This is a genomic window from Streptomyces sp. M41, assembly GCF_043673425.1.
Lineage (GTDB): Bacteria > Actinomycetota > Actinomycetes > Streptomycetales > Streptomycetaceae > Streptomyces.
Genome location: NZ_JBIMKE010000010.1, coordinates 175,615 through 192,643 on the forward strand (window position 1 = coordinate 175,615; position 17,029 = coordinate 192,643).

Genomic DNA, 17,029 nt, shown 5'->3' on the forward strand with positions numbered 1-17,029 from the left:
GAACATACGCGGCGGCTGTCTCGGATTGCCCTGACCGGTGCTCGCAGATCCAGGAGGTGGTGCGCGAAGAGGGACCTGCGGCAAGGGCCGATGTCTTCGGTGACGCAGGCGAACGACAACAGGTGCCGATGGCGTCGCGCTGTACTCAGCGATGACGGGCTCGCTTCCCAGGGCCTTCGGCAGCGACGGAGACAGCTCACGGCGTTACGGAACGGGATCGGTGCCTCAGGCAATCGGCCTGCGACTCGATGCACGGGCTGCTCAGCGCAGTGCTCAACGTCGACAGGCCTGACCTCACAGCGGCCGTGACGCCATATCAGGATCCCCTGAGGGGCAACGGGCGACCTCGCGTGCATGTACGGGCCCAACACCCGGCGCGTTCGAATCTGACACCTCCTAGGAAGTGCCGATGGAGACAGCACAGTGCCCCGCATGCGGGGCAGAAGGCGGCTCGGCATCACTTGTCTGCCAGTGCGCATCTCGCAGGTCACAAGAGGCCTTGGCAACGGCGATGGAAGCCATGCGACTGCTGCGTATGCGAGAGGGCCTCGCACCCGACACCACGGAGACACCGCCCGCCGGTGAGGGCTTGGCAGAGTCTGAGGAATCCGCCCCGTGCCGGGCCGACGAACAATCGGCCGGCCCTGACCCCGCCCCGTCCGGGACCTGCGAAGCGCAGCCCGAATCCGAGGCCGCCGCATCCGCGACGGACGAACCACTCACTCGGCCGGATACCACCCCGCTGACTGATGAGCAGCCGGCTCATGAGCAGCTGACTCCAACGCTGCCGCACCTGGGGTTGAGTCACGCCGATCAGGAAGTCTCCCTCCACCGCGCAACCCGATCAGTACAGCAGCGGGTGCTGCTTTCGGTCACAGCCGGGTTCGTGCTCATCGGCCTGGCAGCGGTCGCGTTCACAACCGGCGCGTTCACGGGCCGTGACGACGCAGTGCCCGGGGGCAGCGTCCGCCAGGAAGACCGGGTACTCCCCCCGGACGGCAGCGTACTCGTGCCCAGCTCCGCTGCTTCCTCCCCTCCCCTCGCGCCCGGCAACTCACTGCCGCCCGTACTGCGACCTACGGATCCGGCCACCGAGACCCCCGGTTCCGCAAGACCGCACACACAAACGACGACACCGGCACCAGTGCACTTCACCGCAACACCGCCCAGCCCGATCATTCCCACCCAAGTTGTGAACCCCTTCCCCACGCGCAGCGAGACGCCACGACCGTCACCCACCGACGCGCCCCTGCCGCCCTCCCCCACACACGCGGAGTCTCCTTCTCCCTCACCGCCACCCCCGGGCCCTTCACCCGACGGCGAAGGAACAACCCCGCCGGCGCCCTGACATGGGCGACCTCGGATCACGGATGACCAGGAGAGGGGCCCCGCCTCACGGCATCAGCAAGCACCCAGGTCCGCCCAAGCGCCGTACGCATAAGTGCTTCCGGGCTCGTTGCCTCGTGTCCACCACTTGGACTGCCAAACGCGGCCGTTGTGGGAGACGGTCAGGCCCTTGTGTTCGTACGCTGTCCCGCGGTTCCAGGGCGGCGCGGTACACGTTGCCCCGTGGTCGGGTGTCAAGGGTATCGGCGACACGGGACTGGGCGGTGTGGAAGAGACAGAAGAGCCGTCGTCCTCTGCGGTGACCCGGTACATGACCGTGTCATGCTCTGCCACCTCTGCGGTCAGGGAGCCCGTGGTGGTGGTCCTCTTGCCGGACCAGAGGTCTTGGACGGAATATGTGGCAGCTGATCCCAGGCCGACGGCGCCGGCTGTGGTGGAGATTGTCGCCGTGCCCTTTCCCTCGTTCGTGAGCGTAACGGCGTAGGAGCCGTCGGCGAGTTCCTTGGACATGACCACGAGGCCGTTGTCGTTCCCGGACACGACCGTGCCCTGCTTGCCGAGCTTGTCCTGGTCGACCGCGATGACGTCCCGGTTGCGGAGGATCTTCAGGGTTTCGGGGGTCGCCTTGGTCAGGTCTGTGCCGGCCAGGAGCGGGGCTGCCATCATGGACCAGAGGCTGAAGTGCGTCCGTGATTCTGCTTCGTCGAGTCGGCCGTTGCCGATGTCGAGCATGTCAGGGTCGTTCCACCCCTGGGGCCCGTAGCCCTTTAGTTTCCGGTTGATTTGAGCGATCTCGATCATCTTTTTCCAGCTGTGCTTGTCTCCCTTGTTCACGATGTCATGGGTGGTTCGCCAGGAGTTGGCGACTTCCGGGCGCCAGGCGTCGACCGGTCGCTGGGGTTCGACGTGGATGCTGTAGAAGACAGGCCGTTTCACGCCGCCGTTCTTTTCGGCTGCCTCCTCTACAGCTTTGTCAAGGGCAGAGCGCATCTTCCGAAACGCCGACTCCGCCTCGACGCCGTCCTCATCGGCCTTGCACCAGTCGTACTTGAGGTACTCGACCCCCCAGGACACAAAAGTCTGGGCGTCCAGCTCCTCGTAGCCGAGGCTGCCGTTCATGCCCGGGTAGTCGTCCCAGATGTTGGCACAGGTTCGCTTGCCCGGTGTGGCGTAGAGGCCCAGCTTGAGGCCTCTTGCTCTGACGTAGTCGGCTACCGGCTTGATGCCCTGGGGGAACCGTCCGGGATCGGCCTGAAGGCGATTGTTCTCGTCCCGTTTCTCGGCCTGCCAACAGTCGTCTATGTTGACGTACTTGTAGCCGAGCTTGTCCAAGCCATGTTCCTTGATGGCGTCCGCCGCTGCCTTGATCTTGCCCTCATTGATGTCGCACCGGAACACGTTCCACGTATTCCATCCCATCTGCGGGGTACTACCGAGCTCATCCTCCGCATCCGGGGTCGATCGGTCGGCAGGCGGGGATGCTTCCTGCTCAGCCACGGCGATGGCCGCCGCGGAGGAGGCGAGGACGCCGACGGCGATACTGAGGCAGGTCAGCCGTGATCGCATGGCGGGACGTGGTGATCGTCTGGCGTGCTTCATGTTGCGCTCCGTACGTCGATGCCACCTCCACTGCCTCGTGGCGCGCCCGGTGGTGGCGTTTCAAGCAAGGAAGTTCGGCACGCTGGTCACGCCGTCCCGGCGACGAGCAACGAGCCGATCATTAGCAAACAGAATCCAACGGATGGGCTGGGGAGCTATGGCACCGCTCGGCGTGCGGTGACGTCAAGAGCAGCGCGACGCAACTGCGGGAGTTGATAGCGCGATGACAAAGAAGCGTTCCGCCATGATTCTTCTGATGAGTGAGACGGTCGATGCCCCCGGACCGTGCATGCGGGTACGGACCGCATGGCCGATGCGGCCGGTCGTATCAGCCGCGCTCCCGGGGGGCTCTTCGAACGACCTGGGACGCGATCGCATCATGATCACCCGCACGTCCCCCATGCCGCTGCTCACACCGCGATTGGTGCCGGCAGTACGTCGCTCTGCGATCCAAGGGTTGGTACAGCGCACAGGTGGACGCAAATGTATGGCCCAAAATATTGCGTGAACCATCCAGTAACAAAGAGTCTCGGTTACGACGCCGTACCGCGCTTGACCATGCGGGGCAATTTCGCCTACGCGGACCGATGTGCGGTCGGGGGGAGGGATGCAAGGAGGCGGGATGCTGCGGGATGGAGACCGAAGGGTCATAGGGGGATATGTGCTTGAGGGCCGTCTTGGCATGGGGGGCATGGGTACGGTCTACCTGGGGCGTTCACCATCTGGCAGGCAGGTCGCCGTGAAAGTCATTCACCAGCAGTTCGTCGGTGATCCCAAGTTCACGGCTCGCTTTCGTCAGGAGGTCGCGGCCGCGCGGCGGGTGAGTGGGGCGTTCACGGCTCCCGTGGTCGACGCCGATCCCGATGCGGTTCCGCCTTGGATGGCAACGCAGTACGTCGACGCCGAAACGCTGGGTGAACGTGTTCGGCGACAGGGGCCGCTGTGCGGGGAGGCGCTGATCGAGCTCGCCATCGGACTGGCCGAGGCGTTGCGCGACATCCACCGGGTAGGCATGGTTCACCGCGACCTCAAACCCGCGAACGTCCTGATCGGCAAGAACGGACCCCTTGTCATCGACTTCGGCATCGCACGGGCCCTCGAAGGCAGCGAATTGCTGACACAGACCGGGCAGCTCGTGGGCACGCCACCGTTCATGGCGCCCGAGCAATTCCTCGCCCCTCGTGAGGTTGGCCCGGCCGCTGACATTTTCGCTCTCGCCTCGGTGCTGCTCTTCGCCGCAACAGGCCGTGGCCCGTTCGACGCCGAAAGCCCGCACATCGTGGCGTACCAGGTTGTGCACGTGGAGCCGAATCTGGAAGGGCTCGGGGAGGGGCTCCATGGCATCGTCACCCGTTGTCTGAGCAAGGATCCCGAGAGGCGCCCAAGTCCGGCCGAACTGCTGGCGCTGCTGAGCCAGTTGCGAGCGGGGAGTGGAGCGATCCGTGATCCTTCGTCCGCCGAGCAAACGCCCCCGAAGGGCACCCCTCCCCGTGTGTTGCCGAACGCAACCGGACGCAGACGCCGACGCCGACGCACAATCCCGCTCGTCGCGGTCGCTGTCGCGGTCGTGTGTACTGCCACGCCACTGACGGTGCTCAACCTGGCCGGCGAAAACAGGGCCGCCCACTCGTCGAAGGCCCCAGGCTGGAGGCCCTGGCAGACCACCTTGCAGGGCTACGGCTACCTGGGCCAACCAGAGTGCCACGACCTCGACGGAGCCTTGTACTGCGGGGGCGGGGGTATCCCGCTCGCCCGACTGAGCAGGGCTGATGGAAGGATGGAGTGGAGGCACGAGGGTGACACTCCGATGGCAGTAGACATCCTCGGCGCGGCCGGTGGGTTGCTTTTCTCTCAACGGGAAGAGAGCAACCCTTCCTTGGAGGCATCCCTCGAGGAGTACTCAGTCACCGGCATCGAGGCCCTCGACTCGGACAGCGGGAAGCTTCGCTGGAAGAAGAAGGCGATCTGGGGAAGGCAAGCGTTCTTCTTCGGTGGGTCCACGGTGCTTGACGCCGACCTGGACGGTGGGGTGCGGGCCTACGACTCCCGCAGCGGCCGACAGTTGTGGAAGAAGAAGATCGCTGACGGCTGCGACTACACGGGTACGAGGGATGCCGTGTACGCACTGTGCTCCGACGGACTGTATGGAAAGGGGCGCCACGACACCCTGGTGATCGCGCTCTCCCCGGACGAGGGCCATACCCTGTGGACCGCACGGCACAACGGATTGACTCTGAGCCTCGCCGACCATTCGAACGGTGTCATGCACTTCGTCGAAGCGAAGCCCGCGGAGGACCTGTCACTGAGTGTGGTTGCCCTCGTCGAGTTCGATGTCCCCACGCGGAAGTTCACGCGGCACCCATTGGCGAAACCACTGTCCACGCTGAAGGTGGTCCTGAGTGACGGGACACTGTATGCGGTGGACGAGGCCACCGGCTCGGTTCACGCCATTGCCATGGCGACGGGCCGGGCGCGATGGAGCACCGGCACGTCCACCGATGGCCTCTCTGCGCCCGCGGTTGGAGACGACGCGCTGTACCTGGCCACCGCGACCGGTCGCGTAGTCGCGCTCGACCGCTCCAGCGGACGCGAGATGTGGGCCTCACCGGCACGCGCCGGCCTCCCTGACACAGAGGCCAACACGGGCGCGCCGGCGCCTCCCGTACTCATCGACGAAACGCTCGTCGCGACCAGCGCCGGCGGCAAGGTCTTCAGCTTCGACGTCAACCATCCGCCGAAGACGACCTGACCTCATGTGTCGGCTTCTGTGAGGGCATACGGTGAGAGCATCGACTAGCGGTTCTGGTGTCCGGTCAGATGCCCGAGTCGCCTCAGCGCGCGATGAGCTGCTGGACCAACCCGCTCCGCATCGGCCTGGTTGCCGCCTTTTGGCGTGCAGGTACACGGCAGCATATCCCGCGGCGTCGCGCCGCCATTACGACCTGCTGCTGCGCTTCGTGGCCCGGCTCTTGCGTTCTGGCCCCCCGGCCCTCGATGCTGAGGCGACGGCGAGTCATCTCCTTCCCCGGCCTCAGTAGGCCACCGGTTTCTCCATCACCCAAGTCTGGTAGTGAGAAGCGCGATAGCTCATCCTTTGCAGAACCAGGTCTCCCGTGTTGCGCCGTCGTTCACCCAGGACCAGCGAACGGCTCCGGGATTGTATGAAGTAGGCATCGCCCTGTTGGGGCAGCTTCCACTGCTGCGCCATGGAATTCCCGCACTTCCTTTGCACGACGGTTCTTCGCACTCCATGAGCTTGGAGGCACTTCCCTGACTGCACGGATCTGATCCTGAAGTATCCGTTCCTCCGGCCTTCGAAGAGCCACTGCTGATTTGGACCGGCGTGACGCGGGTAACTGATGACCCTCGCACCCGCCTTGGTCGAGGCATCCTCGATGTCCGCCGCGAATCCGCTGCGGTTGTTCAGTATCAGGTAGTGCTGACCGCGCTGGAACTGGCTGCTGGCCCCAGTTGTTCTGCTGCTCGGCAGGGCGATCAGCTTGCGAGGCTGCCTTTCCTGCGGAGATCGTGTGGAAGCGTATTGCACGGCCCAGCTGCGAGAGTTGGCCGTCGCGAAGACGTGCGTACACGGTGAGTTCGTACTCGGTACCTGGCCGGAGGTGGAGGGCTCGTCCAGAGGTCCCGCGCAGATCTTCGGCTACGACGGCACCGTCGATCAGGATGTCGTAGCCAGTCGCTCCGTCGATCCTGCTCCAACTGACGAATGCGGAATCCCGGGTCACCCGCGTGACGGTGACGGGCCAGTCCTCTGATTCCTGCGCCTGCGTCGACCGCGCGGTGGCCGTTTCTGTCGCCGATCCTGTGGCTGCAAGTCCCCCCAGTGCGGTACCGGCCGCGAGTACGCCCGCCAGCAAGCCCCGCTTCCAACCAAGACCGCTTCTCGACTTTGCCCTGGTCATGATTACTCCCGTGTTCGTGGACAGCGGGGCAGTTCCGGGACGGGTGCCCTGCGGTCCGTTGCGTTTGTCCTGCCGTTCGAGAGTCGGCAGAGAACCGGGCATCTTGGCTCGTCACGTGGCTGTTACACAGCCACGAAGAATCGCGGACCTTGCACCAACGACGCGGCCCATCGCCCGCACACCAAGGGCTGCACATCAAGAGTCCGTCGCCGCGGCCGAGGGAAAGGGTCGGCATGGAGCGGACAGGGCCGAGAACGTGCCGGCCGGGGCGACCTGGCCCGCCCTTGGCCACGCACGCTTGCACATCCTCGCTGGAGCGGGACTCACGATTTCGTCGAGCGGACCACACTCAGCGCGTCGGCTTTAGCATCTCTGCACACTTTCCGCTCCATTCACGGGATGGCCTGGCGTGAGCATCCTCTTTAAGCGCTGCCAGGCGTGACCGGCCGCTGCGTAGTCACGGCCGAACCGAAGAACAACGGACAAGTGGGCCGGCGCCGAGCTCCATGGCGTCGGCCGCAGCAACCGCACCCGAGGAGCGCACGATTCAAGCTGCCTCACTCCACGTCCATCAGGAGGAACGATGTCAACGGACGACGTCGCCCCGCGGGTTGGCACGCACTGGATCGTCGTAGACCGACGCCGTCGACCACCGTGCTGAGCGGCCTCGTTCTTGGCACCGCGCCGCGACCACACCGGCATGCTCGCCTCCGCAGTGTCCTGCCTCGTCGAGAAGGAGAACGGAATGAAGCACAGCGCACGCCCCACTCGGCTCAGAGCCGCACAGATGGCCATCCTCGTCACCGCTTCGCTGGCCGTTCCCATCCACGTGTTCGGCGCTGATGCCGACCCACCCACATCTCCTGCGGTGCTGGAGAAACTGAAGCACACCTCACCTCAGGCCGGGCTGGAGCTGTACCAAGGGGAGCTTCCCGGTGGCTCGGCGGCAGACTTCTACACGATCACGATGAAGAGGCAGCAGGCCGGATCGGGAGTCGGCGGCGACGCAGACGACCGCCTGGCCGGGGGACAGCTTCTCACCGAGGGCGAAGCGCAGGAACTGCAGGACAAGCTCCGTAAGGCTGGTTTCACCCCCCGGGCCGAGCGCATCGAATGGCCGACAGGGGCCGACCGCACCGGGCTGCTCGGCGTCCGGGTCCGCGTGGGCCAATTCAAGGGCGACAGCCCGGCACAGGGCAGGACTCAAGCGGAGGCCCACAGCCGCGCTCTGGCAGCCGCCGGCTTCACGAAGACCGCCGTGGAATGGACTGGCGCGGACGGCACCCCCGGCAGCGGCAAGACTCAGGCGGTCATCGCGATCATCGACCCGGCGAAGTTCAAGGGGTCCCTCAAGGCAAGCTACGGCAAGGCCGTCGCGAGCCAGGAGAGCGTCACGGCGACGGCGAAACAGGACAACGCCCTGCTCGCGATCAACGGTGGCTTCTTCGATGTGAATGTACGGGACAAGAGATTGGGGGGCACGGCCGCAGGCATCACCGCGTACGCGGGCGCCCTGCAAAGCGCGGCCACCAACGGACGCATCGCGGCGATACTGCGCGGCAACGGCTTCACCATCGATTTCAAGCACCTGAGCACCCAGCTGCGCGTGGGCGGTCCGGGCGGAAACCTCGACATCGACGGCATCAATCGCGAACTCGGGAGGATCCAGAACTGCGGTGGAACCGGCGGCGACAAGCCCACAGAACGTCCGCAGCACGATGTCTCCTGCACAGACGCCGATGAAGTGGTCCAGTACACAGGACAGTTCGGCATACCGACGCCGGCCGGTGAAGGTGTGGAGGCCGTGCTGGACGCCGGTCACCGCGTGATCGAGCTGCACGAGAAGCGTGGCCACGACGTACCGGCCGACGGCAGCATCCTTGCCGGAATCGGCACCGGTGCGGACTGGCTGCGCCAGCACGCCCAGAAGGGCACTCAGCTGAAGCTCGAGCACACCATCGTGGACGAGCAAGGCCGACGCGTCGACCTCGGCCCGGATGACGACATCGTCAGCGGCGGACCCGAACTGGTCCAGCAGGGCCAAGTCGCAGTCGACTACGGCGCCGACGGAATCGAGCGCCTCGGCGATCCGGACTTCGCATACGCCTGGGGACTCAAGCGCCACCCCCGGACGCTGATCGGCGTGGACGCTGAAGGCCGCGTTCTGCTCGTGACCGCAAACGGACGCGATCCCGGCAAGAGCGACGGCCTCTCCCTGAACGAGGCCGCGAACCTCATGAAGGGCCTCAATGCCACCAGCGCCATGAACCTCGACGGCGGTGGATCCAGCACCATGGCGCACAACGGCACCATGCTCACCACACCGCCCCCCGGTTCCGGTGAACGCCCGGTCGGCAACGCGCTGCTTCTCACCACATCGGAAAACCAGGTGCCGGGCGGCCCAACCGTGCCATCCGCGCCGGCCGTGCCCTCCGCACCCCCCGCAGAGCCACCCGTGTCGTCCGTTCCCTCGGCACCATCCGTGCCATCCGTAGAGCCACCCGTGTCCCCGGGCAACGTCTCTTCTGATTCCGGAACCACCGGAGATGCAGGTGCCTGCGCGACTCCCACTTGGGACCGCTACTCCGCCTACAAACAAGGTGACACTGTCACTTACGCGGGCAGAACTTGGCGAGCCCAATGGTGGAACCAGAACTCTGAGCCGGGAGGACCCACAAACTGGGCCGGTGTCTGGAAGCCAACTGCACCCACTTGCTGAGTGCCGCCCAGGCCACCAGGCCGACCCAGCAGGCGCCGATCAGCAGGTCAAGCAGGCAGCAGGCCTGACCTGCGGATCGGCGCCTCGCCCCATCAGCGTGCAACGGGGTGAGTGACCCGAACCCTTTTTTGCCACTACCCATGGCCTTGATTGCGTAGGGAGGTAGGTAGACCTACGGATGTTTGTCCGCCTCACTCCCCCGCCACACTTTGATGTATCGCTTCCGCTGTCCCCAGAAGGGCCTCAGGTTCTGATCATGAACATCGCCATGCGCAGTCGTCGCATCAGCGCGGATCATGCCCTGATGCCCACACCACGTCCCACGTCGGCACCTCGCCGGCACGCAGAGCGCCATGGGCACCCCCCTGACGCGAGCAGCGTGCCGGCGGAGTGAGGGGGGTCGGCGTGGGAGGGGGGCGCCGCCGTTGAACCCCCATGTCACGGCGGCAGGAGGCCTGCTCAGGCCTCCGACAGAGGGCCTTCCGGGCTTGAGAGGGATACGAGACCCCCTCGCCCGGAAGGCCCTCGTGACGAGGGGGGCCGGACTGGTACGTGCCGTCGTCGTGCACCGTCCGCTCGCCCTCAGCGCGCCACACGGCTCAGGTCCGTGCGTGGACATCGGGCGTTCCGTCGAAGGAGGAACACCAGTGGCGACGAAGCAGTGCCTCACCTGTGGAGCAGTCCTCGAATTGCAGACCACGCACTTCTGTCCGGCGCTGAGCCCTCATGACGCAGTGCGCGCGGTATTTGAGTCGCTGCAACCGAAGCCGATCACTCGCGATTCCGCGGAAGACCGGGAAGCCACGGTTGCCGGGGCCTGTGAGGAGGAGTCCTCACTTACGAAGCCCACCCGTCCCGAGCCTCCCTCGGCGGTCCACGATGTGCCTGCCACGACTCCAGCCGTGCACGGTCACGACGGTGTTCTCCCACGCACCGGACGTGGGGCTCCCACCGCAGCGTCACCCAGCGGGGTCACCGAGGAGGTGCCCGCCGCGGCGCCAGAAGGTGCGGCGGGCGGCGGCCCGGCTGTGGGCGGTTGCCGCTGTCGGGGCAAGGTGGACCACACGGTCGGGGCGGCAGCCAGTAGGCGAGTGGTGGTTCTGGCCACCCTCGCGCTGGGGGGAGCGCTTGCCCTCATGTTCACTGTCGGCGGGTACTGCGGCGATGGCTCGCCTGACAGGGACAAGCCGGCCAGTCCGGCGCCGACCGAAGCCGCCGTGTCACCGGCGCCGGGAAAGGCCGGTGAGTCCGGTTCGGGAGAGGACGGGCAGGGCGAGCAGCAGCGCGCATCGCGACGTCAGTCCTAGGGAGCGTATTCGGTTGTGATCAATGGGCCGCTCGTGTGAGGTCCTTGATCCAGATCATGGAGGCCCGGAGGTGGAGTCCGGCGAGGTAGCTCCCCGGCGTCTTGTCGTAGCGGGTGGCGATGCCTCGCCATGCCTTCATCTTGTTGATCGCCCGCTCGACGGTGTTCCGTTCCTTGTAAAGCTCGGTGTCGTGACTGACGGGTCTACCGCCTCCACTGCCCTTCTTCTTCCGGTTGGCGGCCTGGTCCCTCTTCTCCGGAATGCCGCCTTGATACGGCGTTTGCGCAGGTAGGCACGGTTGCCGCGAGGCGAGTAAGCCTTGTCTCCGGCGACTGCATCCGGCCGGGTGCGAGGGCGGCCGACGGGCCCGCGCACACGCACCTTCTTCAGGACGGGGATGAACTGTGGGCTGTCCGCTGCCTGGCCCGCGGTCAGGATGAACGCCAGCGGGCGGCACTTGCGGTCGGCGGCGAGGTGGACCTTGCTGGTCTGCCCGCCCCTGGAGCGTCCGAGGAGGGCGGCCTTCAGTCGGAGTCTCCGCCGACGCCGGACGCGTCGTCGTTCTTCCCGTGCGGATCGCTTTCGGTCTCCTGCCCTCTTTGTTCTGCGAGGCCGCCCTCTTTGACCTGGCCTTCTCCTCCTCGGTGGCGGCTTTCTCCAGGGCGGTGACGACGTCCTCGTCGAGGTGCATCCCGGCCGCGTCGTGGTGGGCCGGCACACCACCTCGACGCCGGGAGGCGCACGCGGCCAGGCCGCCGACTGCTCGGCGAAGCGCCCGGCCCACAACTCGATCGGCAGCCGCGTGGCGGCATCCACCAGCAGAGTGCCGTAGACGTCCGCGTACAACGCGACCGCCGACCGATTCACCAGCAACAACCTACGACACTCTCTGCTCACCTACATGCACAGTCCGCCTCTCAAGGCAACTGCGCTGCGGTTCGGAGGCTCTCCACCAGAGACTCCGTCCGATTGATCTTGGAGATGGGATGAGTACAGGAAGAACACTCCGCGGTGCCTTGGTGGGCGCCGCTTTGACGGCAGCGGCCTTGGCAGGGGTGGTGATGGTTTCGCCCAGCCCGCCCGCGGCCGCGGTCATCGGAGGAGACCGGGCCGAAATCAAGAAGTACCCCTGGACGGTTGCCCTGACGTCGGGTGACGTGAAGCGTCCGGACTGCGCGGGCACGCTCGTCGCGCCGCGCAAGGTGCTGACCGCGGCCCACTGCGTAAGTCCGGCCACCGTGCGGGACGTTCGCGTGGTAGGCGGACGGGAGAATTTGAAGAACACCCGCAAGGGCACCGTTCGCAAGGTGACGAAGCTGTGGATCCACCCCAAGGCCAAGAGCGACGGAAGCGGTAGTACGTACGCGCACGACATCGCCGTCCTCACCCTCAACGCCCCCATGTCCTACCGAACGCTGCCTCTCGCCACCCCGGCGCAGCAGAAGCTGTACAAGGAGGGGACGCCCACGAGAGTCCTGGGATGGGGCACCACAACCGGCCGCGAGGGTGACAAGCGCGTGCCGCCGCTGCAGACCGCACTGATACCCAACAGGGGCGACGAGGGATGCATCACGGCGTACGGCACCCGCAGGTACAAGAAGGCCTACACGATGTGCATGGGCTACCCCACGGGCGGAGTCAGCGCATGCAGCGGGGACAGTGGGGGACCAGTCGTGGTGAAGGGGCGGCTCGTCGGCGTCATCAGCGGTGGCGACAGCTGCACCGACGGCCTCTATCCGGGCGTCGCGGTGAAGACCGCCTCCTACTACCCGCTCCTCAAGAACTTGATAGCCGGGTAGGGGGTTCCAATGACACGAAAACTAAGGTCCACACTTTGGACGGTCCTGGCATGCTCTATGGCGCTTGTCAGCTGTGGCATCTCCATCCTGCCGACCCACACCGCCCAGGCGATCGTCGGCGGACAGAAATCCAGTACGACCGCCGCTCCATGGACCGTGGCGATCAACCTGTGGCGGCAGACCGACAAGTACCCGCGATCGGGGCAGTTCTGCGGCGGCACGCTGGTCAGTCCGACGAAAGTCGTCACCGCCGCTCACTGCGTCATTGACGAGCACCCCACCGATCTGGGAGTTGTCGCCGGCCGCACGGACCTGCGCCGCCACGACGGCAGCATGGGCAAGGTGACCAAGGTCTGGGTTCATCCGCGATTCGGCAGCCACCTGGAGAACGATGTCGCCGTCCTCACGCTCGGCAAGCCAATGCCATCGCGGTATACCCCGCTGCCCATCGCCACCGCTGCGAATGCGGATCCGTACCGTCCTGGCACGAGCGCACGGGTCTACGGCTGGGGAATGCTGGACAACGACCAGCGCACGGCGAACGTATTGCGATCCGCAAGACTGCGGGTCCTGCCAGACCGAACATGCCAACGGCTCAACCCAGGAGGCGATTTCGATCCTAAGATTCACGTCTGCGCCAACAACCGGGTCACAGGCGACCACTTCTACGAAGGCGACAGCGGCGGTCCGCTTGTCGCCGACGGCAAATTGATCGGGATTGTCAGCTGGCTGTCCCAGAGCACTGCCGCCACGCCCACCGCCGGCGTCTTCACCCGGGTCTCGGCATTTTCCCGCGAAGTCACCAAACAACTCAAGTGATGGATGGGTTGCGACGGGGCGGCCTGTCGGCCGCCCCGATTTTCCGGCTCCAGCATGTCCAGGCTGTCTCCGACGCCAAGGGCGAGATCGTCTTGGACATCAACATCGCCTCCACCTCGGCCCGGGCCCACCAGTACGCTGCCGGGGCACTGAAGGCGCCGCCGGCACCGTACGGCTGTGCACCCGCGCCGACTCACGGCCGCAGTCCGGACACGCCACCCGCAACTCACGGGTACGGGCCGCGATATGGACCACACCACCCGCCGACCACACTCGTTCCACCCGCACCACATCCAGGTGCGGCGACACAGTTCGTACGAGGTCATCACACTCGCCCGAGGTACCGCTGACCGTGACGGTGTGTCACCGGCACACGGAGGCACAGCCCCACTTCACGAAAATCTTGCCAGGGCCACGTGCGGGTGTACGCCGACACGCACGCCCGTCGGTGGTCTGCTGGCCGTGACCGACCTCCTGCCGCCCGGCGAGACGGAGGACCTGATCCGCGCCCGGGTGCGGGACCTGCTGGAGATCTCCCGGCTGGACGCGGGCGCCGAGCAGCCAATCCGCACCCGGGTGCCGCTCGGAGCGGTGGTCGCCGAGGCCGTGGAGACCGATCCGCGCCGCCTCGAACGGATCGTCGCCAACCTGGTGGTCAACGCCCACCGGCACGGCGCTGCGCCGGTCTAGGTTGCCGTCGAGGGGCGCACCGTCGTAGTCCGGGACAGCGGCAGCCGCTTCCCGGAGGACTTGCTGCGGCACGGCCCGCGCCGCTTCGACGCCGGCGCCGCCGAACGCGGCCCCGGCCATGGCCTCGGCCTGGCCATCGCCTTCGGCCAAATTGGCCTGCTCGGCGCCGAACTGCGTCTGGCCAACGCCCCCGACGGTGGAGCCGTGGCAACGGCGCGCCTGCCGGATTGACGTCCGCGCGGCCGAGGCGTTGCTGCAGAAATGCCGCAACCGGTGCGGTCGCTGATACACGCCAGCGCACGCCCCGACACGTTCGCAGGCCACTCTTCGAAATGCAACCAGTGCTTCCGCACTCAGAGGAGAAGACCGATGAACACCTCCGACAACGCCCTCACCGACCAGCCCAGCCGGGCGCAGCGTGGTCTGGCCATGGGGATGCTGGGCGCTGGTGCGCTCACCGCCCTCGCCGCCGTGCTGCTGATCGTCGGCGCGTTCACTACGAACGCGAATGCGGGTGAGAATTGGCAGCCCGCCGGCGCGCTCGGCGCGATCGCGCTGTTCCTGAGCGGGACGCTCCTCGCTGTCGGCGCGCTGGGCCGCTCGATCCTGCGGGCCCGTAACCGGTAGCCGCCCGGACCGCCGCCACAACTGGGGCGCACCTTCGACAACAACGACGGCGTCGAGGGCACCTGTCCTTCGTCATGGAGGGCAAGAAGCAGACCGGCGCCAACGGCAGAGCGTTCTCATGACCGAGACCGACTACATCACTGCGACCGGCAAGGCACTCAGTGAGCTTCTTCAGCTTGGTCTCGCAAGGGTGGTGAGGTTCTCAAGGTTGACACCTGTCCAACCTCGATCAGCAGGCCGCTCACGCCCACCGGTGCGCGCCCGGCCATCACCCGATCGGTGGGCAAGTTGAAGAAGCTCTGTCTGCGCACTGACGGACTGTGAAGGGATCTCCAGTATGTGGAGCAAACGAATAGCCTCTACCGTGGCGCTGGGAGTAGCGGCGGCCGCGGTCCCGCTGGCCGCTCTGGCGGGGGCGGCCGCGCCTGGCGACGCGGCGCTGTCGAGGTACTTCGATCAGAGACTCGACTGGCAGTCCTGTGGTGACGGCGGGCCCGCCGAGTGCGCCGACGTCGAAGTACCTCTCGACTACAGTCGGCCGGACGGGAAGACGATCAGGATCGCAGTATCGCGGATCAAGGCGAGTGAACCGTCCGAACGCCATGGCGTCCTTCTCATGAATCCGGGCGGCCCGGGCGGCGAGGGACTCACCCTGCCGGCGATGATACTGAAGGAAAAGATCATTCCGGATTCCGTCAGCCGCCGCTTCGACCTGATCGGCTTCGATCCGCGAGGCGTGGGCCGGAGCGCTCCTGTCAACTGCGGCCTGACAGACCAGGAACTGTCCCTCAGCGGCCCTGCCTACCGACCCGAGACGTTCGAGAACGATGTATCACAGGCTCGGGCCATCGCGGAGAAATGCCAGGGCAAGAACAGCGGGGTCCTGGAGCACATCACCACCCGGAACGTAGCCCGCGACATGGATGTCATCCGCGGGGCACTGGGCGAGAAGAAGATCTCCTACCTCGGCATTTCCTACGGAACCTATCTCGGAGCAGTATTCACCCAGATGTTCACCGAACGGGCCGACCGCTTCGTCCTGGACAGCGCGGTGGACCCCGGACGCGTCTGGCGGGGCTACTCAACTTGATTGGGTGATGTCGGGTGGCGTGGGCCATCGGTTACCTGCGCCGGTGACCGCCGACCCACATGGGCCGGCCCTCGGTGTGCATACTGTGACCGGCAGAGGGGCCGTCGTCCGACCGAACGGCGATGGGTGGGGCCGATAGGCCACGGGCCGGGCCGGACGATCAAGGAGACCAGTGATGGATGCCGAGGAATGCTGGCGCCGCTACGGGCTTCGCCCCGTCGACGCGGCCCTCGACGAGATCCGTACACTCCTCCGGGAGCACACGGCGCGTGAGCGACGCTCCCAGGGCGAGGGCGACACCGAGCTGATGAGGCTCTGCTGCTTCCATCTGTTCAACAGCGGCGACCTCGACGACGTGCTCCTGATCTGGAGTGCGAAGCAAGCCAGCTTCGACGCAGCGTGCTCGATCGACATCGAATTCCTGCTTGGGCACGGGCTCGACGCGACGAAGGCCCACCTCTCGGCCAACCGTGCACCTGCTGCGACGGCGGCACTGGATCGACTGCGCGAGCTCGAGGCGGACGGTGAATTCGAGGGCTTCTCAGTGGAGGAGCGCTCCGCCTCCTACGACCGGTACTACGGCGACTGACGAACCTGCAGCGCCGGTCAGGTCCGTGATGAGGCCGGTGCCCGCAAGGCAGCTGTCGACGAAATCCGGGCGGTACTGAATCTGCTTGAGCCTGCGCTTCACGGCCCTGGTGATCTGGCCCAGGTCGGCTGCGGCGAGGTTGCCAATGTCGCGTTTGACCAGCGACCAGATGCCCTCCTGCGGATTCAGGTCCGGCGCGTAGGTGGGGAGTTGGAACACGGTGATCCAGGCGGCATTCGCGGCGATGAACTCCCGCATCCCGGCGGTCAGGTGGAGGCGGACGTTGTCCCAGACCAGCACGATCGGTCCACCGAGCTGGATGCGGGCACGCACCAAGAGGTCGCGGAGGTCCCGCCAGCCGAAGCCCTTCGGCTCCCCCTTACGCCAAGCGTTCCACGGCCTGCAGCCGGATCCGCTCCCGCGCGGCTCTCTCGGCGTCGGTCAGCCCGCCGCCCTGCGCGTACCTCACAGCCCCACAGCTACCGCAGCCGACAGGCCGGCGTCAGGCAAACATCCCCGACAT

10 protein-coding genes and 2 pseudogenes are annotated in these 17,029 nt (G+C 66.3%); 8 read left to right on the forward strand and 4 right to left on the reverse strand.

Annotation, left to right across the window (positions count from 1 at the left end; translation table 11 throughout):
- Positions 1–1,401 precede the first annotated feature (1,401 nt).
- Positions 1,402–2,913, reverse strand: a complete 1,512-nt coding sequence (locus ACHBTE_RS16030) for an alpha-galactosidase (RefSeq protein WP_394724517.1) — start codon at positions 2,911–2,913, stop codon at positions 1,402–1,404.
- A 655-nt stretch (positions 2,914–3,568) separates the two neighbouring features.
- On the opposite strand from ACHBTE_RS16030, the gene ACHBTE_RS16035 reads away from it, so the two are divergent.
- Positions 3,569–5,695 (forward strand): PQQ-binding-like beta-propeller repeat protein, encoded by a 2,127-nt coding sequence (locus tag ACHBTE_RS16035; RefSeq protein ID WP_394724518.1) that lies wholly within the window; start codon positions 3,569–3,571, stop codon positions 5,693–5,695.
- Positions 5,696–5,977: 282 nt separating this feature from the next.
- Here the strand turns inward: ACHBTE_RS16035 and ACHBTE_RS16040 are convergent, their stop codons facing one another.
- On the reverse strand, positions 5,978–6,493 hold the full coding sequence (locus tag ACHBTE_RS16040; RefSeq protein WP_394724519.1) for an RICIN domain-containing protein: 516 nt from the start codon (positions 6,491–6,493) through the stop codon (positions 5,978–5,980).
- A 1,118-nt stretch (positions 6,494–7,611) separates the two neighbouring features.
- On the opposite strand from ACHBTE_RS16040, the gene ACHBTE_RS16045 reads away from it, so the two are divergent.
- A complete protein-coding gene (locus tag ACHBTE_RS16045; RefSeq protein ID WP_394724520.1) occupies positions 7,612–9,585 on the forward strand; it encodes a phosphodiester glycosidase family protein in 1,974 nt (657 codons plus the stop codon).
- 1,326 nt (positions 9,586–10,911) lie between these two features.
- On the opposite strand, the pseudogene ACHBTE_RS16050 reads toward ACHBTE_RS16045, so the two are convergent.
- Positions 10,912–11,610: pseudogene (locus ACHBTE_RS16050) on the reverse strand (IS5 family transposase); the annotation flags it as partial.
- Between the two features lie 343 nt (positions 11,611–11,953).
- Between ACHBTE_RS16050 and ACHBTE_RS16055 the strand changes: the two are divergent.
- From ACHBTE_RS16055 to ACHBTE_RS16080, 6 genes and pseudogenes are all read left to right on the forward strand, one after another.
- Positions 11,954–12,691, forward strand: a complete 738-nt coding sequence (locus ACHBTE_RS16055; RefSeq protein WP_394724522.1) for a S1 family peptidase — start codon at positions 11,954–11,956, stop codon at positions 12,689–12,691.
- 57 nt (positions 12,692–12,748) lie between these two features.
- Positions 12,749–13,510, forward strand: coding sequence for a S1 family peptidase (locus tag ACHBTE_RS16060; RefSeq protein ID WP_394724524.1), 762 nt, complete (start codon positions 12,749–12,751; stop codon positions 13,508–13,510).
- Positions 13,511–13,945: 435 nt separating this feature from the next.
- Positions 13,946–14,431 (forward strand): annotated as a pseudogene (locus ACHBTE_RS16065) (sensor histidine kinase); the annotation flags it as partial.
- Between the two features lie 138 nt (positions 14,432–14,569).
- On the forward strand, positions 14,570–14,827 hold the full coding sequence (locus tag ACHBTE_RS16070; RefSeq protein WP_394724526.1) for a hypothetical protein: 258 nt from the start codon (positions 14,570–14,572) through the stop codon (positions 14,825–14,827).
- A 337-nt stretch (positions 14,828–15,164) separates the two neighbouring features.
- Positions 15,165–15,917, forward strand: coding sequence for an alpha/beta fold hydrolase (locus ACHBTE_RS16075; RefSeq protein ID WP_394724527.1), 753 nt, complete (start codon positions 15,165–15,167; stop codon positions 15,915–15,917).
- Positions 15,918–16,092: 175 nt separating this feature from the next.
- Positions 16,093–16,506: a hypothetical protein gene (locus ACHBTE_RS16080; protein ID WP_394724528.1), complete on the forward strand. Its 414-nt coding sequence runs from the start codon at positions 16,093–16,095 to the stop codon at positions 16,504–16,506.
- On the opposite strand, the gene ACHBTE_RS16085 is transcribed toward ACHBTE_RS16080, so the two are convergent.
- Positions 16,459–16,806, reverse strand: coding sequence for a transposase (locus tag ACHBTE_RS16085; protein ID WP_394724530.1), 348 nt, complete (start codon positions 16,804–16,806; stop codon positions 16,459–16,461). The two genes, ACHBTE_RS16080 and ACHBTE_RS16085, sit on opposite strands and share 48 nt — an antisense overlap.
- Between the last annotated feature and the right edge of the window lie 223 nt (positions 16,807–17,029).